The organism is Nocardioides sp. P5_E3 (assembly GCF_054049275.1).
This window is the reverse complement of record NZ_JBFUMR010000012.1, coordinates 1-21,672: the sequence shown is the minus strand read 5'-3', so window position 1 is coordinate 21,672 and position 21,672 is coordinate 1. Positions and strand designations below refer to the sequence as shown.

Genomic DNA, 21,672 nt, shown 5'->3' with positions numbered 1-21,672 from the left:
CGGGAGGGGGTATGCCGTGAAGATCTTCGCCACGCTGGGGCGTCGACTCGCGGCTGCCGATCCTGGGGTGAGCGAGCCGGAGCCCACCGTCGAGCGGTCGGGGTTGCCGCACCGGTTCGAGGCTGTCGGAGAAGCGCTCACCTCAGGATCGGACGTCATCGACGTCTGTTCCGTCGCGGGCCAGGAGCTGGCCCGCGACGGGGCGTCCGTCGAGGAGACGCTCGCCGGGCTGCGTGCCACGTGGCGGGGGGTGACCGGCGGCGATCCGTCGTACGACGTCGTCACGGCGCTGCTCACGGCGTGGAGCGAGACCACGCTGGGCTACCTCAACCAGCTCTCCTGCGAGGACCCGCTCACCGGGCTGTCCAGCCAGGCCCACCTGCGCAGCCGGCTCTCGGAGCTCTACCGCCTCGGTGGTGCCGGGACGGACAGCGGCATCGGCGGCTACGCGCTCGTCGTCTTCGAGATGCCGTCGGGCGACCCGTCCGACGAGCCCGGCGACCACTTCACCCGCGCGATGCGCGTGGCGCGGTCCGGCGAGCTGGCGCGCACGGCGTTCGCCCGCGACGAGACGGTCGCGCGCCTCGGCATGCGCCGCGTGGGGATCCTGACCCGGCGCGACGACCACCTCGGACGGCGGGTCCGGGTGTTGCGCACCCTGCTCGACGGCACCGAGCCGCACGGCCTGGTGCGGGTGTGGATCGAGGGGCTCCCGTCCACGGACGCGGTGGCCGGCATGCTGCTCGACGAGCTGGCCCGCGGCTGAGCCGACCCCGGCGCCGGGCTCCCCTAGGGTGGGTCCTGTGTGCGGTCGCTATGCCTCGTCCCGGAACGCGGACGACCTCGTCGAGGAGTTCGAGGTCGTCGACACCCGGATCGCCGCGCCACTGGCGGCCGACTACAACGTCGCGCCGACCAAGGAGGTCTACGCCGTCGTGGAGCGCCCGCCGTCGCGGGAGTCGGGGCGGGACGCGACCGAGCCTCCGCAGCGCCAGCTCCGCGTCCTGACGTGGGGGCTGGTGCCGTCCTGGGCCAAGGACCCGTCGATCGGCAACCGGATGATCAACGCCCGGATGGAGACCGTCGCGGAGAAGCCCGCCTACCGCAAGGCCTTCGCCACCCGGCGGGCGCTGCTGCCGGCCGACGGCTACTTCGAGTGGTACCCGACGTCGCGCACCAACGCCAAGGGCAAGCCGGTCAAGCAGCCGTTCTTCATCCGCCCCAAGGACGGCGGCGTGCTCGCGATGGCCGGGCTCTACGAGATCTGGCGCGACCCGACGAGAGCCGAGGACGACCCCGCCCGGTTCCGCTGGACCTGCACGGTGCTCACGACGCAGGCCGAGGACTCGCTCGGCCACATCCACGACCGGATGCCGCTGATGGTCGAGCGCGAGCGCTGGCACGAGTGGCTCGACCCGACCACGCCCGGTGACACCTCGCTCCTCGTGCCCGCGGCCCCGGGTCGCCTCGAGGCCTACGCCGTGCCCACGCTGGTCAGCAACGTGCGCAACAACGGACCCGAGCTGGTCGAGCCGCTGCCCCTGGAGGACGTCGAGTGAAGAAGGCTTCTGTCCGTACGGTCGCCACGCCCCACGGTGAGGGCCGGCTGCACACGCGTCGTGCCACGAGCCCGATGGCGACGATGTTGCTGAGCCACGGCGCCGGCGGGGGCGTGGACGCCCGGGACCTGTGGGCACTGGCCGACGCCCTGCCCGCCCAGGGCGTCTCGGTCGTCCTCTTCGAGCAGCCGTGGCGGGTCGCGGGCCGCAAGATCGCGACCGCCCCGCCGACCCTCGACGCCGCCCTCCGGTGCGCGGCCGACGTGATGCGCGTGCGTACGCCCCTCGTCGTGGGCGGCCGGTCCGCGGGCGCCCGCTCCGCGGCTCGTACGGCGCGCACGCTGGGTGCCTCGGGCTGCCTGGCCCTGTCCTTCCCGCTGCACGCGCCGGGCAAGACCGAGCCGACCAGGATGCCGGAGCTGCAGGGCGTCGGTCTGCCGACGCTCGTGGTGCAGGGGGAGCGCGACCCGATGGGGCGGCCCGAGGAGTTCCCCGGCGACCTCGACGGGCTCGACGTGGTGGTGATCCCGGGCGGTGACCACGGCCTCAAGGTGCCCGCGCGGGGCGAGGTGAGCCAGGACGAGGCGATGGGGATCGTCGTCGAGTCGACGCTCGAGTGGCTGGTCCGCGAGGTCGTCGGGAATCCCCGGCGGGGGTGAGGTGTTGAGGCCGGTGTGACTGCACTGACCCTCGATCGACCCACGGCGGTACTGTGGGAGGCGATGACTGAATCGCTCCGGGACGAGATGTCCCCACCTGCAGAGATCGCCGTCGAGGACGAGACCTCCGACCAGCGCACCGCGCGCTTCGAGCGTGACGCGCTTCCCTTCCTCGACCAGCTCTACGGCGCGGCGATGCGGATGACCCGCAACCCCGCCGACGCCGAGGACCTCGTGCAGGAGACGTTCGCGAAGGCCTACAGCGCCTTCCACCAGTTCAGGCCCGGCACCAACCTCAAGGCCTGGCTCTACCGGATCCTGACGAACACCTACATCAACTCCTACCGCAAGAAGCAGCGTCAGCCGCAGCAGTCGATGTCCGAGGACGTCGAGGACTGGCAGCTCGCCCGCGCGGAGTCGCACTCCTCGACCGGTCTCCGGTCCGCGGAGATGGAGGCGCTCGAGCACCTGCCCGACTCCGAGGTGAAGGACGCGCTGCAGCGCCTGCCCGAGGAGTTCCGCCTCGCGGTCTACCTCGCCGACGTCGAGGGGTTCCCCTACAAGGAGATCGCCGAGATCATGGACACCCCGATCGGCACCGTGATGTCGCGCCTGCACCGCGGCCGCCGCCAGCTCCGCGACATGCTGGCCGACTACGTGCGGGCCAACGACCTGCTGCCGGCGTCCACCGTGCCCGGCCAGGGAGAGGGGAACGAGTCGTGAGCAGCCACGAGCACGGCATGGAGGACGGCAAGGAAGACTGCGTCGACTACATCGAGCGCATCGTCTACTTCATCGACAACGAGCTCGACCAGGCCGACTGCGCCGTCGTCGAGATGCACCTGCGCGAGTGCGGTCCGTGCCTCGAGCGCCATGACCTCCAGAAGGCCGTCAAGCAGCTCGTCGCCCGCTCCTGCTCCGAGTCCGCGCCGGAGTCCCTCCGCGACCGCGTACGCCTGCAGCTCCGCGAGGTGCGGGTGCAGATCACCGAGGGCAACGCCTGAGCCTCGGCTCGACCCGATTGGCCGCCTCCGGGCGGATTTGAGACACTGCTCCGAGCACCGACTCCAGGAGGACCACCATGGGCAAGACCGGACGCAAGCGCCGCGCTCGCAAGAAGAAGGGCGCGAACCACGGCAAGCGCCCCAACGCCTGACGCGCACCCGCGCCGTCATCTCGTAGAAGTCCCCGCCACGGCGGGGACTTTTGCATGTCCCGGGGCCCCCACCTGCCGCCTTGTACGTTGACCCGATGAGCGAGAAGAGCATGCGGGAGCGGATGCTGGCGGGGGAGCCCTACATCTCGGACGACCCGGTCCTGGCCCAGGAGTCGCAGCGCGCCCAAGGGCTCGCGCACCGGATCAACACCATGGACCCCAACGACGCGAGCGGTCGGCGCGCACTGCTCGAGGAGCTGCTGGGCGGCTTCGGCGAGCACAGCGAGGTCCGGCCGCCCCTCCAGTGCGACTACGGCTACCAGACCACGATCGGCGCCCGCACCTTCGTCAACTGGGGCGTGACCTTCCTCGACGTCGCCGCGATCACGATCGGCGACGACGTCCAGATCGGCCCGAACGTGCAGCTGCTCACGGCGACCCACCCGCTCGAGCCCCAGCCGAGGCGCGACAAGTGGGAGGCCGCCGAGCCCATCACGATCGGCGACAACGTGTGGCTCGGTGGCGGTGTCATCGTCTGCCCCGGCGTCACCATCGGTGCCGACACCGTCGTGGGTGCGGGGTCGGTCGTCACCCGCGACCTGCCGGCCGGGGTCGTCGCCGTCGGGTCCCCGGCCCGGGTGCTCCGCGAGCTCTGACCCTGACCCCGGTCCGGCGCCCGGGTCACCCGAGCCTGGGCCGTCCCCGCCACGGCGGGGGCTCTTGCATGTCCGGGGTCGATCTAGGCGAAGTAGAGCTCGACGCCGTCCTCGATCGCCTCGGCCATCGCTGTGCCCTGTTGCTCGGTCAGCCTGGTCGTGCCGGTGTGGTCGACGAGGAACGCCTGGCCGTGGGGTGCGCGCCAGAGGTGCCGCCCGGGCCCGACGACGCGGGTGGTGAACCCGCCGTGGGTCTTGGTGCGGTGGTGGCGCCGGCGTAGGGGGCCGGAGTTGTGGGGGCCGGTCTGGCCGGGTGGGCCGGTGTCGTCATAGGGGATGGCGTGGTCGTAGTCGACGCCGTCGCGGGTGGCCGAGCGTGGGGTGTAGGGGAAGCAGTCGCCGCCTGTCTGGACCCAGGCGTGGTCCTTGACCACCTCGGGGTGCTCGTAGGCGTCGACGCGACGACGCATCCGCAGGTCGAGGACCGGGGTGAGGGTGACGTCGGCATTGCCGAGGACCTCGTGGAGCTGTCGTACGTCGATGGGGCCGACACCTTCGACCCGGGCGACCCCCTGCCCGGTGTGGAGGGCGTCGTCGGTGAGGTGGACGAAGAGTCGTCCGCGGCCGCGGAGCCTCGCCAGCTTGCGGGCGGGGAGTGAACAGAGCCGGTCCACGGTGTCGGCCAGGTGGTCGGGTGCCCACGCGGGCTGCTCGGGCTCGCCGGAGTCCGTGCCTGCACCATCGTTGGTGTGCTCGAGGAGCAGCTTGAGGAGGTCGACCGGCCGGGCGAGCCAGCCCATCGCGAGGGAGCGGAGCTCGTCGTGGTTGTGGTCGCGGCCCATCGTCTCGGCGAGGATCTCGGCCACGCGCTCGACCATGGCGTCGATCCAGGCGGCGTCGCCGGCGGTGACGCGGGCGATGATGTGGCGGTAGCCGAACTCGTCGGTGCGGGAGAGGCGGACGTAGCGCTCGTGGCGGGACCGCTCGCGCTCGGCGCGGTGGGTCTCGGGATCGGCCTCGATGACCTTGGCCCGAGCGATCTCGAGGACCGTCGACGGGGCGTGGCCGCCGATCGCCTTCGCCACGGCGCGGTCCACGCGGTCGACCTGCTCGGACAGCAGCGCACGTGAGATGACGGCCACCTTGCGCGCCACCCACGGCTCGCAGTCGCCAGCCTCGACGACCGCCCAGGTGAGCGGCAGGCGGTGGGCCAGGTCGAGCCCGTCGGCGACGAGGGCGCGGGTCGTGGCGGGGTGGGTCTCGCGCGACATGGCCAGCTCAGGGATGGCGTGCTCGCGGACCGGGGGAGTGCCGTCACCGCCGGGCGTCACCATGGGATCGCGGACATCGCGCGGGTGACCGCTGACGACGGCCCACTGGATCGCGAGCCGGATCTCCTCCACCTCCGCCAGGCGGCGCGACCGGAGCGCCCCGGCAGCCAGCTCCAGTAGCTCCCTCGCCGATGCCTCATCGGCCGCCTGTGGCGGCTGGTGGGGGAGGAGGGAGTTGGGCATGGCTCATTCTATCGAACACGTGTTCGATCGACAATGAGTTGCGGCAACCGTTTGGAGAGACTTCCTGACGGTGAGGCATTAGCGGCGATATGACGCGCCCACGCCTAGCTAGCGCCTTGTGGCGAGAAAGCCTTCGAGGGTTTCGACGACGAGGTGGTGGTCCTCGAGTTCGGGGAGGCCCGAGACCGCGACGGTGCCGACACAGCCGGTGCCTCGCACCAGGATGGGGAAGGCGCCGCCGTGGGCGGCGTAGTCCGACGGGTGCAGTCGGGCGTCTGCGTCGAAGGACCCGCCATCGACCCGGAACTGTTCGCCAACGCGGAGCGAGGAACGTCCGTAGCGGTCGACCACGGCGCTCTTGCGTTCAAGCCAGCCGTCGTTGTCCGCTGACGAGCCCGCGAGCGCAGCGTGGAACAGGCGTTGGCCGTTGCGGCGGATCGAGATGGCAACCGGGAGCGCAGCGGCGAGGGCGGCCTCTCGCAGGGCGACTCCGAGTGCCCAGGCGGTGTCTTCGTCGAAGTGGTCGAAGATCAAGCGCGACTCCTGCTCCGCGAGCGCGTCGAGCAGCTCTCGGCCGGTCACAGCCCGGCTCCCAAACCTCGCATCGAATGCCGTTCGAGGCTGACTCGGGTGGCTTCGGGGACGTCGAGGGCCGTGATCAGTGGGGCAACGGCGTACCTGCCGTAGCCGACCAGTCCGATCGGATTCACGTGATCACATCTCCTCAACGACGACGCTCGCGCCAGTCTGCCTCGGTCCAAGTGCCAGCGGTCAAGCCATCCGCTCACCTGCATACAACAGAGGCCTGTAAAGGCAGCGGATAGACGCACTCATCGCGGCAGATCCGGGCGTTGCATCCCCCACGTGGCACGGGCGCTACTGCAAGGGTCTCCGGCACAGGGTCAATCAGACCCCGGTTTAGGAGCCGCTATCACGAGGGAAGGCAGAGTTGGCTTCCAGAATCTCTAGGCCGGTCATGCCAGCATCACGCAATGTTTCCCGAACCTCCCCGCTGATCACCACTCGGCCCGTGCGTCGCCCTCGGCGCAGGCTGTGCACCGGGCCGGGAGCATCGACCTAGCGTCGCAGCTGGGAGGCGTACAGCGTGTGGGTGTGCCCGGAGTAGCGGGCGAGGTAGGAGACAGCCGCGAGCTGGGCTGGCGTCATCGCGTCGGGTTGGAACGGCAGGAGGGTGTTCATTGGTCTCACCTGGCGGAGTCGGGAATCCCCGACCTGGTCCGCCGACTGAGGACGAGGCGCTTGCCTGCGGGGCCGCGGCAGGTATCGCGGCGGTCTGACGCACCTATCGCATGAGCTCCTGCAGGTGCGCGGCCGGCGCGCTGGCGCGGACGGGGGCTTCAGCGCCGGCCGCGCGAGTCGGTGTCCGCGAGCTCGGCTCGCACGACATGGAACTGACGCCCACTGCGCGGCATCCATCCGACCGCCGCGTGGCCGCCTTCTCCAAGCGCGATGGTGAATGCGTCGGGAGGACTGCCCGCTCGCGTCACGTTCACCGGCGCGGTCCACCGCTGTCCGGCTCGCTTGTACCTGGCACGCAGCTGCGGCTCCTCGCCTTTGGCCGCCCACACCACCAGCGCATCCCCACGTCGGTTCACTGCGAGCTGCGCGTCGGGGTTGACCGAACGCGGGCGCGTGACGTTGGGGGCAAGGATGCAGGGCCGGCGCCACTCGCCGTCCGCGCGACTCCACCTGACCAACAGGTCTCCGCCGTCCCACCACCCCAGCAGCGCTCGCCCCTTGGCATCCGTGCCTACGGGGTTCCAGAAGAACCCATCAGTCGGTGCCGGGTGCCGGGCCGGAGACTGCCAGCGGCCCGAAGGGGTCATGCGCACGGTGAACTGCGACCCAGGCACTGGGTCCCCTTCGTACCCAGTGCGATCACGCAGGACCACCGCGGAACCGTCGGCGCTGACAGTCAAGTCGTGACTCAGGAATCCGCCACCAGGGAGACGTTCTGGGGAACCCCACCCACCCTCGACAGGGCGGCGGACTGCATACAGGCGTTCGCGGGCGTTGTTCCCCCGACTGAACAGCAACACGACCCGTCCCGCATCGTCGATACCCGCCTCTTGCAGCGACGCGTCCTTCGCGACCAGCTCCGCAGGCCCCCACCCTGCGCCGGCGGTCGGCCGGTAGGAGGCGTACAGGCGCTGGCGTCGCCCCTCGAACTGACTCCAGGCCACCACAGCAGCGCCGGACGGATTCACTCCAAGCGCATGACCCGAGACGAAGCCGGCTCCCAGCACCGCCGGCAAACTCGACCACGCGCCGCCGGACGARCCTCGGTCGGCGACCGTGACCTCGAAGATCTCGTTGAAGTGCGACGGTCCGCCGGTGTACCCAAGGCCATCCGAGAACCACACCAGCGTCTGCACACCTGCCGCATCCGCCGCCAGGACGTCGTGCAATCCCGACCCGCTGAACACCTGGCGGTGCTCGGGGTCCGGAGGACCCGCGGGTGACTGAGGGTCGCCGGGTCCGGGCGGGACGTCCAGAGTGCGAATCTCCCCAGCGTCCAACGAGACGGTCCACGCGACCGTCGCCGTGCCGGTGCGACTCACGAACACATCGTCGAGCGTCCCGTACACGGGTAGACGGTGAGTCATGGTTTCGCCCAAGCGCCGCAGGCGCTTCGGCTCCGACGGGCACGGCGCCGGCCCCTCGTCAGCAGTTCCTCGAACCGTGCCGACCTCGGTCGCCGTCTCGGTGGTAGCCGCTGCTTCTGCCGATAGCACGCCTTGGGAGCCAGACGAATCCTCTGCCGCACACGCAACTGCGCTGCCCAGCAGCAGCGACACCACCGCCAAGCGCTGAGCGGTGCTCAGTCTGTGGGTGCCCATGCGTCGAGTGTGCGCCGCCCATCGCGTTTCCGCCCAGGGCTGCCGTCCCGATCAGGCCGGGAACTTCAGGCACATGCTCATCGGCACGAGCGTCGCTCCGCGGGCGACGGTACGCGGCGCAATGTGGCGCCCCGGGCGGTACGCGTCGAAAAGACGCGCAGGTGTGTTCGGGCGGCACCCCCGGGTGGTCGACTCCGAAGTGGTGCGCTCGACGACAGACGTGGTCTCGGCTCCAGCCGCGTCTTGGGGTCACGCGTCTGTGCCGCACCGCGCCCGTCTGACGGCGTTCTGGCGCCGCTGCCTGTCGACGACTGGTTGCCTAGCGCCTGACGTCGCATCCGGCGGTTGCCGTCAGCCTCGCCTCGTGCTGTTTAGACTCCTGCAACTGATGTCATGGCATCACCTCGAGCCGAATCCTGAGTACAGGCCCCACTCCTACGCGCCGCCACGGGCAGGGTCTTGCTCGCGAGTGGTGGTGCGTCGCGGAACCTGTCGTCAGTTGCTTCGCCAACGGTCGACAATGAACGCATGACCGACCCCCGCACGGATGTGGCCGATCGACTTTTGGATATCGCCTACCAGATGACAGCCGCGACAGGACCCGCGGCACTTTCAGTCCGCGCAGTGCAGCGAGAGGCTGGCGTGTCGGCAGCAACGGCGTACTGGCACTTCAAGGATCGCGCCGACCTGTTGCTGGCAGTCGGTCGAAGAGCGACTGCGGACCTCGCAAACGCACTCGACGAAGCGATTCATGGTCCTCGCCAAGGGATTGACTCCGACCTCGCAGCGATTTGCTTGGCCTACATGCACTTCGCGAAGGACCATCCGGGCCTGTTCCGAGCCGTGGTGTGGAGCTCGTCGATCGAGGAGCTTCTACAGCCCTCGGCGGCGGCCAGGGGTCGCTCGGGGCTTGCGGCGTTCGAGATCCTCCAGCAAGCGGTCCGGGACGCCATCGGGGATGGGGCCGGCGGGCTGTCGGTGGACGACGTCTCGATTCACGTCTGGGCGGCCTCTCACGGACTGGCTGTCCTGCTGATGGACAGTCCACTCGCTGACCTGCCCGAAGCGGAACAGGAACGGCTACGTCGCCAGCACGCCTGCGTCGTCCTGCAGTCGATCGTGGGGTCTCAACAGCGAACCGGGGAATGAATCTATCACCGCTAAAGTTGTGCCGTGGGTGACGTCGCGATCGTCGTCGCGCCACCGACAACGAAGCGAGGAATCATGACCGTCAAGCTCAGCCACCCCGAAGGCCTGCTGCGGCAGAGCGACTACGCCCCCGTCGCGACCGCGACCGGGACCCGCACCGTCCTGCTCGCGGGACAGGCTGCGGCGACCCCTGCAGGGGAGCCGACCTCGAACGACCTCGCGGAGCAGGTTCACTCAGCGTTGAAGAACGTCGCGGTGGGCGTGCGCGGCGCCGGTGGAGACGTCGACGACATCGCCCGCTTGACGATCTACATCGTCAACTGGAACGCCGACATGGCCACCGCGCTCTTCGACGGCATCTCACGGGCACAGGAACTCGAGGGCTACCCGGCCCCGATGCCTCCCCTGACTGTGATCGGCGTCCAGGCCCTCTGGACGCCCGATTTCCTTGTCGAGATAGAGGCAACCGCGGTCCTGGCCTGACCGAGCCCACGACCGGTCAGCGAGGCGCGGATCACGGGCACCTGTCGGGCGCAAGCCATCAAGCATCACCGAGCAACCCGTGTTCGCCCCCTTTAGAGCACCTCCGTCTGGCTCCGCATCGAACCGGACGGATGGCCGTGCCCACACCCCGATCCCTCGTCGCCATGACACTGGCTGATAGTCGAGCTGCGCCGGCAGGCGGCGGAATTACTCACTTATCGCGACCGATGCGGACGTCTAGTCCAAGAATCCGGTCGCGGGGGCGATGTGCTCCAGGAATTCCCGGAACTTCGGAATCAGCTGCGCATCGGTCAAGTCGGCTCCGGGGCTCGACGTGTTGGAGCACCCGCCCGCCCCGAGCCCGAGCGGAGCGCCGCCCAACTGCGCACGTCGAGGCGAGCGACTCGCGACACGTGAATCAAGACGGATTCCAAATGGATTGTTAGTGGTTGGCGTGAGCATGGCTGGCAGTGACCCACCACACGACGAACGGTCACGACCCTTCCGGCGCGCCTCGAGACAGCACTACCGTGCCAAGCGTGAAGCCTCATGGCGGATTCGCTTTCGTGGCGCTGGTCGTCTTAGCGCTCTCCGGCTGCGGCGGGTCGGACGACGACAAGAGGCACGCTGACCAGAATCCTCCAGTCTCGCCCTCGACCTCTTTGGAGGCGGCGTTGCCGAAGACCTCCGTGTGTGAGGACAAGGATGGCGACGGCGGCGCGGTAGACCTCCTGTCGGCCAGGATCGGCATCCAAGACGACGAAGTCCTCTTGAGCGCCGAGCTCGCCGGACCAGTTCCACAGACAGATGACGTCTGGGTGGGATTTCACGTACAGAGCGCCGACTTCCAAATCATCCGGCAGGTTGCCATGAGGTGGACGGACGGACGCATGGTCAAGCCGTACGTCTACGAGGACAGCACAAGAAAGAGGGCCAACCTCCGCCTGTCCCCATCCGACGTTGAGGTCGACGGAAACACGGTCACCATGACGGTTCCTGGGTCACTGGTCGGCGACCTAAAACCGGGTCGTTCGGGGTGGTTTGCGTTCACCGATTGGACCGGCCAAGCCGACCGGAAATCGGATGGTTGCCCGGGCCAGGGCATGAGGAGGCAGCCCTTCTAACCCGACGCGGCGAGGGATCTCGACGTCACGGCCGCAAACGCCCGCCGGCGCGCCTACCCGTCTCGCGGCGGAAGGACGCGGCCCCTCCCGGCACATGGCCGGCGCTTGCTTGAACAGACGCCCCGCGGGATCGTGACAGGGTCCGTTCCCACGACCGGGGAGGGAGAGGTGTCAGGACGCATCGAGCTGCTGTCGCTGATCTCGCTGGCTGTGTTCGCCGTGGGATGCAGCGCCGATGACCGTGCCTTGCCTGTGGAGCGGGGGCCGTCAGCAAGCGAGACCGCAGCCTCCGAGTCTGTGACGCGAGACCGCGCACCGACGGTCGATCGCGACGATCTCGCCGCGTTCATGAAGAAGGCCGAGCTCGTCGACCGCGTCGGTGCTCAGTTCGAGCTGAGAGATGTCCAGTACACCTCTCCCACCGATGCGGTGGCATGGTTCGACGGCCGGGAGTCTGGCGACACGGTCATCTCGACCACCGACGACAACTGGGTCAACGCATCCCATCTCCTGATCCGGTACGGCCTTGCGCAGAACCTTTCCTACCTTCCTCTGGGACGCGGGGCTGTCGCGATCAAGCCCCAAGGTGGTTCTTCCCGCGGGGCGGCTCCACCATTCGTCCTGTACGCAAGCGGCGAAGCGGAGCCTTTGCGGATCGTGGAGCCGCGGGCACCCGACACCAACAGCGACCTCCTCGAGATCGACAGCTACCACTTCTTCTGGGCCATCGATGCACCAGTGCGCACCCTGGCCCCGGATGACAGCATGATGTTGGAGAGCCTGTGGGCGACCGATGTCGAGGCCGGAGAGATCTTCCCGCTCGCTGGCCCCCCTCCCGGTGACGTTCAGATGTCAGTGCCGGGGCGCGACGGTGCAGCGTTGATCATTGACGGGTACCGCGGTAGCGACGAGGCCTGGCGGTTCCACACCAGCACGGATCGTGGCCAGACGTGGCAACGGACAGACGTGAAGCTTCCCCTCGGTCGGCAACGAATTTTGCCCGACGCCCCGGCATCTCCCTATGCAATCGGACCCGGGGCCTCCCAGGCCCTCGCCCTGGCTGACTACGGAATCGACACGCCGCACCACCTTCGGCAACTGTGGCGGACCGATGACGAGGAGCAGTTCCGTCGCGTGCGGCTGCCACGGGATCAGATGCCCTTCGCTGGTATGGCGTTCGCTCCCGATGGATCGCTCCTCCTTGCCGAGGTCGACGACACCGAGTGCCTCATCTCGACGCCTGTATGCACTCGAGGAGGACAGATCTGGCGTCTGCCGCCGAACGGGAGCGACCCCGTCCCTCTTGAAGGCGGACCCGCCCTGTTCGGCCACCACGGGATGGACTTGCTCGACGCAAGTGGGGGCGTCATCGTCGCGCGCACCGGATACGACACGCTCGCCATCTCGACCGACGGGTACACATGGTCCGAGGTCGCTCCAGGTCGTTGAGCGCCCAATTGGAGAGGAGTTGGTCGACGCCTGTGCGGGGCATGGGCGGCGGAATGACACGGCTCCTCGGGCGTCCGCCGAGAGAGCGGAGATGCTGGCACTTGGCGTAGCCGCATCGTTGTCACCGCGGCTCCCGTCGTACAGGCTGGGTCGCACGAGCCCTCGATCGCGAGGCGCACGGTGCGGGCGAGGGAGGTCATTTTATGGCTGACGGTCAGGATGCGCTCGAGGGGCCACTCGCTGGCCTTGCTGCTTACCAAGCGCGCACGCCTGTGGCGTCCCTCAGCCGCGCAGCCCAGCTCGGAGTTCTTGGTCAGTTCGCGGTCGGTTCCCGCGAGCAGGCCGCTGACTTGCGTGAGGACGCCGCCGCCCTTCGTGTCCCTCACGGGCTCTCCGATGGCGGTCGCGGTCCGGGGGAAGGAATAGTGCGGGGAGACGCTGAGGCCTACTTGCGAGACCACGTCCCGCAAGCTCTCGACGCTCGGCGGTCGGAGCCGGCCACACAAATCCGCGCAGTGCGTGAAGCAGTTGAAGACGATCCCGGAAAATCGTCGACGCTCGCCCTTGCTTGGGTTTCTATGAGGTCTCGCTCGCCGGTCGAGCGGGCCATGGGTGCTGCGGTCGTGGCCAGCTATGCCCTCAATCCGGTGATTGAGCAGGCCACGACGCCCGACACACTGCCCCTGCTCTGGGAATCCAATGCACCACAGACGTTCGGCGTACTCCGAGCTTCCCTGCAGTCACGCAACGTGATCGCCTCGCGCGTCGCCGCCGCGCGATTGGGGTTTGGACTAGGCGCCGACGGAGATTCGGCTACAAGATTGTCCGCGGTCGAGACCGCGCGGGGGGACTCGATAACGGTGCAAGGCACGTGGAGTCGGATATCCGAGGAATCTTGGCACCGACCTGGGGACCCAACCCATTCGCACATCAAAGGTTCCTGCACGCCTGGGCTGTATGACGATCCTGACTATTTTCGGTGGTCCGGTGCCTACTCCCAGATCGAGCGCGAGCAGGCGAGTGCTGATCTGGCCACTTGGCTCCAGACCCGCGAAACTGCTCTAGACACCGCGTTTGGACATAGCCACGGCGGAAACGTCCTAATGGACGTGGAACTGGAACAGCCCGGTGAACTGCTGGTCCTTATGCATACACCCGTGCTACCGCGTTCGGAAGAGGCGTGGGCCCGCATCCGGGCGACCTGGCATCGAGTCCTGGTGATGAGAGCCCGGGCTGATCCAGTGGTCATCGCCGATGGACTCAGGACGGGAAGCACGGGAGAGCCAGATCGTACGAAGCTCCCGTTCCGGTTGATCCGGCCGCACATCAAGGACCGCCGTGGCTGGTTCACTCATGGGCTGTTCGTGCAGGAGCCGGCATGGATCAGGTATCGGCTCAGTAATGAGGTGTCGTACGAGAGGCGGGAACCTTCACGTCTGCAACTAGCGGCGGTTCCTCGCAGCAGTAGCAGCCTCGTTTGGTGATCGAGTGAGGCGCGATCGCTGAACGAGCGCGGCGCCGGCCGGCGCAGTGCGCTGCTACGCGGCGGAGAGACCAGCTCGCGGCTGCATCGCGCGCGCCGCTTATCTGTCCGATCTTCTTCTTGGACACCCAACGGGCCGGTTACGGCTGCCGTGACGCCCGAGACCCCGAACCACCCGGTCCGGTGCCCCAACTTGGGTATGTAGTCACCCCTTCCGTCGCTGCGCTTCTCCGCCGCCCCAACGATGACCTCCGCCAGCTCGTGCGTTCAGTGGAGGTTCGATGCCGTTCCGCAAAGCCGCTCCGTTCGCGGCCACATCCCTGGCGGGGGCCGTCTTTGCTGCGGGCGGAGTCGCGGTAGCGACTGGTCCCAGCACACCAGCCGCCACAATCACGGCATGCGTCGCCAAGTCTGGGAGTGTCCGCATCCCTGCAATCGGAAGGGGCTGCGCTAACGGGGAACGCAGACTGGCATGGAACGTTCGAGGCCCAGCTGGTGCGACGGGTGCAACTGGCCCTACCGGCACCAACGGTACGAACGGCCGCGATGGCCTTCCGGGCGCCGCTGGGCCGGCCGGACCCACCGGTCCGGCAGGAACGCGAGGCGAGACAGGCTTGCAGGGCAGCATCGGCCCGGCGGGTGAACCGGGCAAGGCCGGTGCTCCCGGTGCTCCTGGTGCCGATGGTCAGACGGGGCCGGCCGGGCACCAAGGGCCGATGGGACCGGCCGGACCGGCTGGACCGGCTGGACCCCAAGGTCCGAGTGGACCATCAGGGCCGGCAGGGGCGAGTGGATCCCGGCCGGTGTTGATCGACATCGGTCCCTACGGGGCCAACTTGTCCGACCCGGACACGACCCACCTTCTGTCGGTCACGAAGCATCCTGGCGATGGACTGTACTTTGTCACGTTTGACGTCGACGTTTCGCGGTGTGCCAAGTGGGTCAACTTCGGGACCGCGCTCGTCAGGTTTGCAGCACTCTCGCAAGGCGAGACCACCAGCGAGATTCGGGTGCAAGTCCTCAACAACACGAACACCCCAGTCAACGAAGGTTTCACATTGCAGATGCTGTCGTCGCCCCAATGCGCAATCTAGGACGACCACTCCCCATCCGTGAGCCGGTTTGCTCTCACCAGTTCGTTTCCGTTCCGGTGACGAACGAGCTGGGGAGCTGCGAGCTCGATGCGAGCTCCACGCGCTCAGCGCCAGACCGGAAGCCCGTCACGCGGCGGTTTGACGCACTCGTCGCGGCTAATCCGGACGTTCCGGTCCGGCGGGCCGATCCGTCGCGAGGACGTCCTTGCGACTCTCCTCCAGGGAGCCCGGGGCCGGATCGAGGTACCCCGCGGACTGTCTAGACATGGACGGCAGACCTGCTTAGCGAGGCATACGCTGGAGGTCGCTTGGAGGTGGTCGCCGTGGCTCCGTTCGTAATCGGTATCGCGCTTCTTGTCCTGTTCTTCGTCTGGGCGGGATGGAAGTTGCGCGGCAGGGACAACCGGATGGGTCCTGAACTCGAGGGTGAGCGTGACCGCCGCACCACGAGGGCTGGGTGGGGATGACTTTGCGGCCAATTTATGGACGTCACAACTAGTGACTATCCGCAGATAGCCCCTCCTGGCCCCGCGGTCGCACCGGCAAGATCCCGATGTCCAGGTGCGGCGCCAACAGGCGGCGATATGACGCGGCTGATACCGGCGGCCACATCCATCCGTCGCCTAGCCGCAAACAGCATCCCAGCGAGTGACGTGAGCGTGGCTGGCATTGACAGACACGCATGTCTGCCAGTGCGCTCACACTGGTACTAGCGTGCCGACCATGCGGCTTGTCCTTGGGTTCTCAATGCTGACCGTTGTCGCAGTTCTGTTGGTGGGTTGCGGCCATCCGAACCTAGAGGAAAAGCCTAGGAGTCGCGCCGAGACCACCCCGCGAGTCCCATCCACAGCCCCTTCGGTATCGGTGTCGGCGAAGACCTCGGTCTGCAAGGACAAGAAGGGCGATGCCAGCCCGATGGACCTCGTGACGGCCAGCATCGGCACCCGAGACGACGACGTCTTCCTGAGCGCTGGCCTTGCCGGACCCATTCCGCGCAAGGGTCGAGCTTGGGTGGGCTTCTACGTTATGCGCGACAGGGACATCTCAGGCTACCGGCAGATTGAGATGGTGTGGGTGGACGGACATGTGGCCCGCCCCGAGTCCTCTCGCGACCTTCGCCTCTCCACAGCCGACGTTGAGGTCGAAGGAAACAAAGTCACCCTCACGCTGCCTGTATCGACGATTGAACATTTGGGGGACCGTTGGTTTTGGGGTGCGTTCAGTGGTTGGAACGGCTTGGCCGGCATTGATGGTCAAGATGCCTGCCCGGGTGCTGCGGGGGATATGAAGGGGCAGCCATTCTGAGCCGGGCTGCGGCGGTGCCGGCCATCGTCGTGTTTCTAGCCGCGACCTAGTCACTCCTGCCGGCTCTGCGGGGCAGGAGCTCTCCAAAGTGGCGCGCAGATGTGTCGGGAACGCGGCGGTAGGACGCTTCGCCGTTCCAAGCCCGCGGCATCAGAACTCTGGTCGCCATTCCACCGCGAGGCGTACCGTCCACCTGGGAGGACATGCGCCATGAGGGTGAGGAACACGTCTCGACGACCACTGAGCAAGGCCGGTCGGAGACGTGCCTCAGGCATGGCCGTCGTCGGCTTGATGATCGGACCGGTCGCGGTGCCCGCTGCGGCACTTGCCCTCGCGCCGGCCGAAGGCGCGGCACCCACCTGCCGCGGGCTGAAGGCCACGATCGTCGGAACGCGCGCGACGCTTGACTTCGACTCCCCGCTGCGAGGAACGTCCGGAGACGACGTTGTGGTCACGAATGGTGCGAGCCTGGTGACCACGGGGGCAGGGAATGACACCATCTGCGTGACCACTGCACCCACTGGTGAGATCTCAGGACGATGGGCAGTCTTCCCGGGTACCGGCGACGACGTCGTCGACTCGAGCACTCTGCCGCGTTGGGCGTACCTGTCGACCGATGTCGGCGAAGGAAGCGACGTGGTAACCGGCGGCCCGGGGACCGAGCATGTCGACGCATGCCGCGGGTTGGCGCCAGACACGGTCTCCACGGCCGGCGGAAACGACTGGGTACGCGTGTGCGAGAAGCGATCGCCGGACGCCATCGACACCGGCGAGGACGACGACACACTCCTCATCCTCGACCCTCAGGCACCGCATGGGCACCTCACGGCCGGCCCCGGCGCCAACACCCTGATCTTCTCCGGTCCCTGGCTCATACGCTCCGACACGTGGGGGATCGACCTCGCCGCCAAGTCCAGCACGTTCAATACGACGAACGTCTCCACATGGGACGACGCAAGCGAAGTGATCGTCCTCGGCACGTCCGCGACGCTCACGGTACGAGGCACTGACGGACCCGACGACCTACGCCTGTTTGGAGACCTGCTCGGGGGTCAGCCTGCGGCACGGGCCACAGTCGACCTCGCCGGCGGCGACGACCGACTGCGCGTCGACATCGCGGCAGTAGCGGCCGGGAGCAGCATGGACGCCGGGATGGGCCGGGACCTCCTCGGCGCGTCCTCGTCCGGCAGGCTCGAGATCGACCTGCATGACGAGACGATCACAGGCGGACGTCGGACGCTTCCGCGATCAGTCACCGGGTTCGAGGACGTCCGCGGCCAAGCCACACGTCTCACCCTCACGGGCAACGAGCTTAACAACACGTTACGAGCCGACGCGTGTGTCGCGGTGACCCGTGGTCGTGGCGGAGACGACGACGTGACCCTGGGCCACCGCCCATGGCGCCGCTCCTGGTGCCCGGAAGGACCCCGACGAGCCGAAGGGGGCGTCGGGGACGACCGACTTACTGGCGGGCCCGACCGAGAGTATCTGAGCGGGGGGCCGGGCATCGACCAGATCAACGGCGGTGGCGGCGGCGATGTGTGCGTAGGCGAGCGTCGAGTCCAATGCAAAGCGCGACGACCTTCAAGCTGACTATCTGACCGCCCGTAGTGGCCTGCGAATTTCGGAATGACGGCGGTAATTGCTCGGCGACGACGGCAACATGAGCCGCGCCTGCGTGGGTCCGGCACAACCGTCTGTGGACTAGACGCGCTCGCGGCGGWATGACGCAYGYGCGTCACCGCTCCTTRACGGCTCCSCGCTCCCACCAGTCGATCGCCGGATCCTCSCGKATGTAMCGKGCGGCCACCTCGACGTTGCCGATGTTGCAGTACTTCCAKAGCTCTTTCGCCGCTCGCGAGTATTGGAACAGCACGCGGTCCATSTCGAAYGGGTCRAGMTCACCGTCGCGGAATTGATCGATCGCGCCRGCSACGTGYGYGACGAGWTCGGCGAGCTTCGCCTCGTGATASGCGGCCACTTGTTGGCGTGSTTGGCGACGCGCTGCCTTGTCGGACATCTACTCAGGCTAGTGCGAGTCTCCTTTGAGAGCCTGCGCGCTTCATCGCGGCAGATCCGGACGTTCGCATGAGACGCCTCCGACCGGTCCGCTAGGCAACTTGGCCGGGTGGCGGGGACCTGCGCCGGTCAGGAACCTGCACCCGTCATGGGTCGGCGGCCAGGGCGGCGCGGACGGAAGGCTCACGGGAGGTCCCCTCCAGTGGAATGCTGCGTGCATGTTCGAGCGACGGCACCGCAGGCGCGAGCAGGAACTTGCCAAGCAGGAGGACTTCCGCACGGCGCGACGGTTCATGCGTCAGGAGATCGTCGCTCTAGGGGAGGACCTCGCCGAGCTACGGGTTGGCGTCGCAGGGGCTGACGCCGGACACGAGGTACAGCACCATTGCGAGCAGGCCATCGCGTACCACGACAAGGCGAAGCATCTCTTGGCCGTCAGCACGACCACCGAGGAGGTCATCGCTGTTGAGCAGGTGCTGATTGATGCTCGGTGGCACCATGCCTCTGTGCGAGCGCTCTGCGACGGCGAGCAGGTGCCGCAACCCGGCACGCCGTGCTACTTCGATGCCCGGCACGGTCCCTCAACGACCTCGGTCGCGTGGAGTCCGCAGGCGGGTGCCGAGCTCACCGTCGCTGTCTGCGCGGCCGACGGCCGTCGGTTGACTTCTGGTGAGGCGCCGGAGACCCGCATGGTGCGAGTCGAGGATCGGTACATGCCGTGGCACGAGATTGGAGATCTAGCAGGGCTCCTCCGGCACGCGCGCGAGCTAGGGGAGGCGGGTTCGCTCAACACGGGACACCACTCCCACCTCACCAGTCATCCCAGTTTCGACGGCGCCGAGGGCCTCAGCTGAGCAACAGCCATGAGGCTCAGGGCGTGCTGGACCGCGTCGACCGCTGAGGAACCACACCCACGATTCAGGGACGAGCACGCCACCGTGTTCGGCGAGCATCAGCTCAACGGTCTGTCGGACGCACGAGTCACGGCAGATCCGGGCGAGCGTAGCCGCGCTCAATGCGGCAGATCCGGATGCCGGGAGACGCGAAGAAGCGGACCGGTACCAGCGCGGTACCTCTGGGCGCACCAACTTGATGTCGGCGGATGACCCATCTGACGTGGACGCCCCCGGTTGAGGGATGCGTCCGTGCGAGCTACGCCCTACGGTGGCAGAAGGAGCCGAAGTTCGAACGCGGGACGCCCCGTGACGGAGCGTGGCAGACCCGGCGACAGGGGCACGTGATGCGAATCCTTACAACCATCTCCGCTGTTGCCGCCGGGCTCGTTGCAGCGGGCGGGGTTGCCTCGAACGGAGCAGTTGGATTCGACGGCGCGGTCACTGAAACGGACCAGAGCGCGTCCGCAACGCCGGTGTGTCACGGTGAGCCGGCCACGATCGTTGGCACGGGCGCCCGGCTCGAGGGTACTCCGGACGACGACGTTGTGGTCACCAACGGTGCGCTTGAGATTTACACCTACGGTGGAGCCGACACAATCTGTGTCACCCTGCCCCCGCCTGGAGGTTACGTCGATTCGCCCTCGGTGAGTGCTGGTAGTGGCAGAGACCTGATCGACACCAGCGCTCTGCCGACCGGGAACAACGCGGTTTTCCCCTTCATCCGGCCTGGCGGCGAGGCTGATGTGGTGCTGGGCGGACCTACCGACGAGCGTGTCGAGACCTGCGAGCAGTACACCACCGGTGTCGTGTCAACGGACGCCCCAGACACGATCGTCCTGGCTGAGGGGGACGATTGGGTCACGTTGTGTCCTCGTACGTCTCCAGACGCGGTCGATCTCGGGGAGGGAGACGACATCGCTTTGCTGCGTGGGCCGCGCGGGCCGCACGGCGACCTCGTGGCCGGACCCGGGGACAACTCACTGTATTTCCTCGACGACCTAAACGCTTCCGACCGGTGGATCATGGACCTCGCACGGAAGACAAGCACCCTCAACGGCACGCCGACGTTCACCTGGGACAACGCCTCGCGATTTTTCTTCGACGTGAGTCCGGGCTTCTTGCGCATTGCGGGTAGCGACGAACGCGAGGAGATCTCCATCGACTCGGTCAATGAGGAGGGGCCGACATGGACCCTCGACCTCGACCTGGCCGGCGGCAACGACCGCATCTCCTTGGATGTCGAAGCCCTAGGACCGAACAGCCGTGTCGACGCCGGATCAGGACGCGACTCCATACACGTGTCGGCAATACTGTGGCGCCTCGCCATCAACCTGAACCGCAGCACTCTGATCAAGGGACGCGATGCAGCGCGTTTCCAAGTCGACGACGTGGAAAACGCGAGCGCATACGCTCGTCACCTTCGCATCGTCGGGACTGATGACCCCAACTACATTGACGCGGCCGGCTGCGACGCCGTGGTCCGCGCCCGTCGCGGCGCAGACACGGTCACCCTCAGTGGCTTCCAAGGACGACGTTTCAGGTGCCCTGACGCGGCCCATCATGCATACGGAGGAGCCGGACAGGACGAGCTGCGCGGGCGCAGGCACCGCGACACTCTCATCGGCGGTCGCGGACGTGACTGGGCAGATGGGCGCCAAGGATGGGACGTCTGCGACACCGAGCAACGAGTCCACTGTGAGGCCCGGTGAGTCCATTGCGCCGCTTGCCGCAGACGTAACCACCGATCAGATCGGCCAGTCGACTTCCCACTGGGTGTTCCGAGGATCTACGCCGTCGAATGATCGCTGACAACCCTATGGGCAGGGTCATCCGCTCATCGGCAGATCCGGTCGAGCGGATCGCCGCAGATCCGGTAGCCGCGCTAGACGGCTGCCTGAGATGCCGAGACCGTCGCGCGGACCATCCCGCGCCGTCGTCGGTGTTGCGGCCGGGCTGTCGGAGGTAGACGCTGGGGGAATGCACGTGCCGTGCATACGAGGTGGCCGCTCCGGAGCCAGCCTGGTCCTGGCGCTGGTGCTGCTCTCCGCCTGCACCTCCGGCTCAGACGACTCACCTCGCCCGTCGAGCGACACCTCGGACGCGGCTGCCGATGCTGCGGAGGAACCTCTCGTTCTCGACCGGATCGTCGAGTCGTGGCAGAGCCCCAGCGCCGACGTCTACCTCGAGGACCTCCCTGGGGCGATTCTCGTGGCCTCCGAGAAGGGTGAGACCCGCTCCCTCGCCGTCGGCAGCTCTCGACTCGAC

Annotated in this window: 21 protein-coding genes; 16 read left to right on the top strand and 5 right to left on the bottom strand. The window is 67.7% G+C overall.

Annotation, left to right across the window (positions count from 1 at the left end; all coding sequences use genetic code 11):
• Positions 1 to 16 precede the first annotated feature (16 nt).
• The 7 genes from ACXJKB_RS09435 (at position 17) to ACXJKB_RS09405 (ending at position 4,030) form a co-directional block, all read left to right on the top strand.
• A complete protein-coding gene (locus ACXJKB_RS09435) occupies positions 17 to 766 on the top strand; it encodes a hypothetical protein (RefSeq protein WP_457187673.1) in 750 nt (249 codons plus the stop codon).
• A 37-nt stretch (positions 767 to 803) separates the two neighbouring features.
• Entirely contained in the window at positions 804 to 1,559 is a 756-nt protein-coding gene (locus tag ACXJKB_RS09430) for an SOS response-associated peptidase (RefSeq protein ID WP_457187671.1), read from the top strand.
• Positions 1,556 to 2,218 carry an alpha/beta hydrolase family protein gene (locus tag ACXJKB_RS09425; RefSeq protein ID WP_457187669.1) on the top strand — a complete coding sequence of 221 codons (663 nt, stop codon included), beginning with the start codon at positions 1,556 to 1,558 and terminating at the stop codon, positions 2,216 to 2,218. Before ACXJKB_RS09430 ends, ACXJKB_RS09425 begins: the two co-directional genes overlap by 4 nt.
• Positions 2,219 to 2,305: 87 nt before the next feature.
• Positions 2,306 to 2,941 carry a sigma-70 family RNA polymerase sigma factor gene (locus ACXJKB_RS09420; RefSeq protein ID WP_457187871.1) on the top strand — a complete coding sequence of 212 codons (636 nt, stop codon included), beginning with the start codon at positions 2,306 to 2,308 and terminating at the stop codon, positions 2,939 to 2,941.
• Entirely contained in the window at positions 2,938 to 3,222 is a 285-nt protein-coding gene (rsrA, locus tag ACXJKB_RS09415) for a mycothiol system anti-sigma-R factor (RefSeq protein ID WP_457187667.1), read from the top strand. Before ACXJKB_RS09420 ends, rsrA begins: the two co-directional genes overlap by 4 nt.
• 77 nt (positions 3,223 to 3,299) lie before the next feature.
• Entirely contained in the window at positions 3,300 to 3,374 is a 75-nt protein-coding gene (locus ACXJKB_RS09410) for a 50S ribosomal protein bL37 (RefSeq protein ID WP_369759046.1), read from the top strand.
• A gap of 95 nt (positions 3,375 to 3,469) precedes the next feature.
• Positions 3,470 to 4,030, top strand: a complete 561-nt coding sequence (locus ACXJKB_RS09405; RefSeq protein WP_457187665.1) for a sugar O-acetyltransferase — start codon at positions 3,470 to 3,472, stop codon at positions 4,028 to 4,030.
• An 83-nt stretch (positions 4,031 to 4,113) separates the two neighbouring features.
• Here the strand turns inward: ACXJKB_RS09405 and ACXJKB_RS09400 are convergent, their stop codons facing one another.
• From ACXJKB_RS09400 to ACXJKB_RS09385, 4 genes are all read right to left on the bottom strand, one after another.
• Entirely contained in the window at positions 4,114 to 5,544 is a 1,431-nt protein-coding gene (locus ACXJKB_RS09400) for a hypothetical protein (protein ID WP_457187663.1), read from the bottom strand.
• 108 nt (positions 5,545 to 5,652) lie between these two features.
• Positions 5,653 to 6,126 (bottom strand): heme-degrading domain-containing protein, encoded by a 474-nt coding sequence (locus tag ACXJKB_RS09395; protein WP_457187661.1) that lies wholly within the window; start codon positions 6,124 to 6,126, stop codon positions 5,653 to 5,655.
• Positions 6,127 to 6,621: 495 nt separating this feature from the next.
• Complete coding sequence (locus tag ACXJKB_RS09390) at positions 6,622 to 6,744, bottom strand: hypothetical protein (RefSeq protein WP_457187659.1); 123 nt, start codon at positions 6,742 to 6,744, stop codon at positions 6,622 to 6,624.
• A gap of 158 nt (positions 6,745 to 6,902) precedes the next feature.
• Positions 6,903 to 8,405 (bottom strand): hypothetical protein, encoded by a 1,503-nt coding sequence (locus ACXJKB_RS09385; RefSeq protein WP_457187657.1) that lies wholly within the window; start codon positions 8,403 to 8,405, stop codon positions 6,903 to 6,905.
• A 528-nt stretch (positions 8,406 to 8,933) separates the two neighbouring features.
• Here ACXJKB_RS09385 and ACXJKB_RS09380 point away from each other — a divergent pair.
• From ACXJKB_RS09380 to ACXJKB_RS09340, 9 genes are all read left to right on the top strand, one after another.
• Entirely contained in the window at positions 8,934 to 9,554 is a 621-nt protein-coding gene (locus ACXJKB_RS09380) for a TetR/AcrR family transcriptional regulator (protein WP_457187655.1), read from the top strand.
• A 24-nt stretch (positions 9,555 to 9,578) separates the two neighbouring features.
• On the top strand, positions 9,579 to 10,037 hold the full coding sequence (locus ACXJKB_RS09375) for a RidA family protein (RefSeq protein ID WP_457187653.1): 459 nt from the start codon (positions 9,579 to 9,581) through the stop codon (positions 10,035 to 10,037).
• Positions 10,038 to 10,576: 539 nt separating this feature from the next.
• Complete coding sequence (locus ACXJKB_RS09370) at positions 10,577 to 11,161, top strand: hypothetical protein (protein WP_457187651.1); 585 nt, start codon at positions 10,577 to 10,579, stop codon at positions 11,159 to 11,161.
• A 168-nt stretch (positions 11,162 to 11,329) separates the two neighbouring features.
• The gene (locus tag ACXJKB_RS09365; RefSeq protein WP_457187649.1) at positions 11,330 to 12,610 is read left to right on the top strand and encodes a hypothetical protein; all 1,281 of its coding nucleotides are present in this window, start codon (positions 11,330 to 11,332) and stop codon (positions 12,608 to 12,610) included.
• Between the two features lie 2,286 nt (positions 12,611 to 14,896).
• A complete protein-coding gene (locus ACXJKB_RS09360) occupies positions 14,897 to 15,187 on the top strand; it encodes a hypothetical protein (protein WP_457187647.1) in 291 nt (96 codons plus the stop codon).
• 723 nt (positions 15,188 to 15,910) lie between these two features.
• Positions 15,911 to 16,492 carry a hypothetical protein gene (locus tag ACXJKB_RS09355; RefSeq protein WP_457187645.1) on the top strand — a complete coding sequence of 194 codons (582 nt, stop codon included), beginning with the start codon at positions 15,911 to 15,913 and terminating at the stop codon, positions 16,490 to 16,492.
• A gap of 273 nt (positions 16,493 to 16,765) precedes the next feature.
• Entirely contained in the window at positions 16,766 to 18,085 is a 1,320-nt protein-coding gene (locus ACXJKB_RS09350; RefSeq protein ID WP_457187643.1) for a hypothetical protein, read from the top strand.
• 644 nt (positions 18,086 to 18,729) lie between these two features.
• Positions 18,730 to 19,365 (top strand): hypothetical protein, encoded by a 636-nt coding sequence (locus tag ACXJKB_RS09345; protein ID WP_457187641.1) that lies wholly within the window; start codon positions 18,730 to 18,732, stop codon positions 19,363 to 19,365.
• Between the two features lie 248 nt (positions 19,366 to 19,613).
• A complete protein-coding gene (locus tag ACXJKB_RS09340; RefSeq protein WP_457187639.1) occupies positions 19,614 to 21,116 on the top strand; it encodes a hypothetical protein in 1,503 nt (500 codons plus the stop codon).
• Between the two features lie 361 nt (positions 21,117 to 21,477).
• On the opposite strand, the gene ACXJKB_RS09335 is transcribed toward ACXJKB_RS09340, so the two are convergent.
• Positions 21,478 to 21,672: hypothetical protein (locus ACXJKB_RS09335; RefSeq protein ID WP_457187637.1), on the bottom strand; the 195-nt coding region annotated here is incomplete at its 5' end.

What these genes read in the sequence shown, in the direction of transcription:
- ACXJKB_RS09420 (WP_457187871.1), top strand. Translation starts at nt 2,306, where the DNA reads ATGTCCCCACCTGCAGAGATCGCCGTCGAGGACGAGACCTCCGACCAG.
- ACXJKB_RS09405 (WP_457187665.1), top strand. Translation starts at nt 3,470, where the DNA reads ATGAGCGAGAAGAGCATGCGGGAGCGGATGCTGGCGGGGGAGCCCTAC.
- ACXJKB_RS09400 (WP_457187663.1), bottom strand. Translation starts at nt 5,544, where the DNA reads ATGCCCAACTCCCTCCTCCCCCACCAGCCGCCACAGGCGGCCGATGAG.
- ACXJKB_RS09390 (WP_457187659.1), bottom strand. Translation starts at nt 6,744, where the DNA reads ATGAACACCCTCCTGCCGTTCCAACCCGACGCGATGACGCCAGCCCAG.
- ACXJKB_RS09380 (WP_457187655.1), top strand. Translation starts at nt 8,934, where the DNA reads ATGACCGACCCCCGCACGGATGTGGCCGATCGACTTTTGGATATCGCC.
- ACXJKB_RS09355 (WP_457187645.1), top strand. Translation starts at nt 15,911, where the DNA reads ATGCGGCTTGTCCTTGGGTTCTCAATGCTGACCGTTGTCGCAGTTCTG.
- ACXJKB_RS09350 (WP_457187643.1), top strand. Translation starts at nt 16,766, where the DNA reads ATGGCCGTCGTCGGCTTGATGATCGGACCGGTCGCGGTGCCCGCTGCG.
- ACXJKB_RS09345 (WP_457187641.1), top strand. Translation starts at nt 18,730, where the DNA reads ATGTTCGAGCGACGGCACCGCAGGCGCGAGCAGGAACTTGCCAAGCAG.
- ACXJKB_RS09340 (WP_457187639.1), top strand. Translation starts at nt 19,614, where the DNA reads ATGACCCATCTGACGTGGACGCCCCCGGTTGAGGGATGCGTCCGTGCG.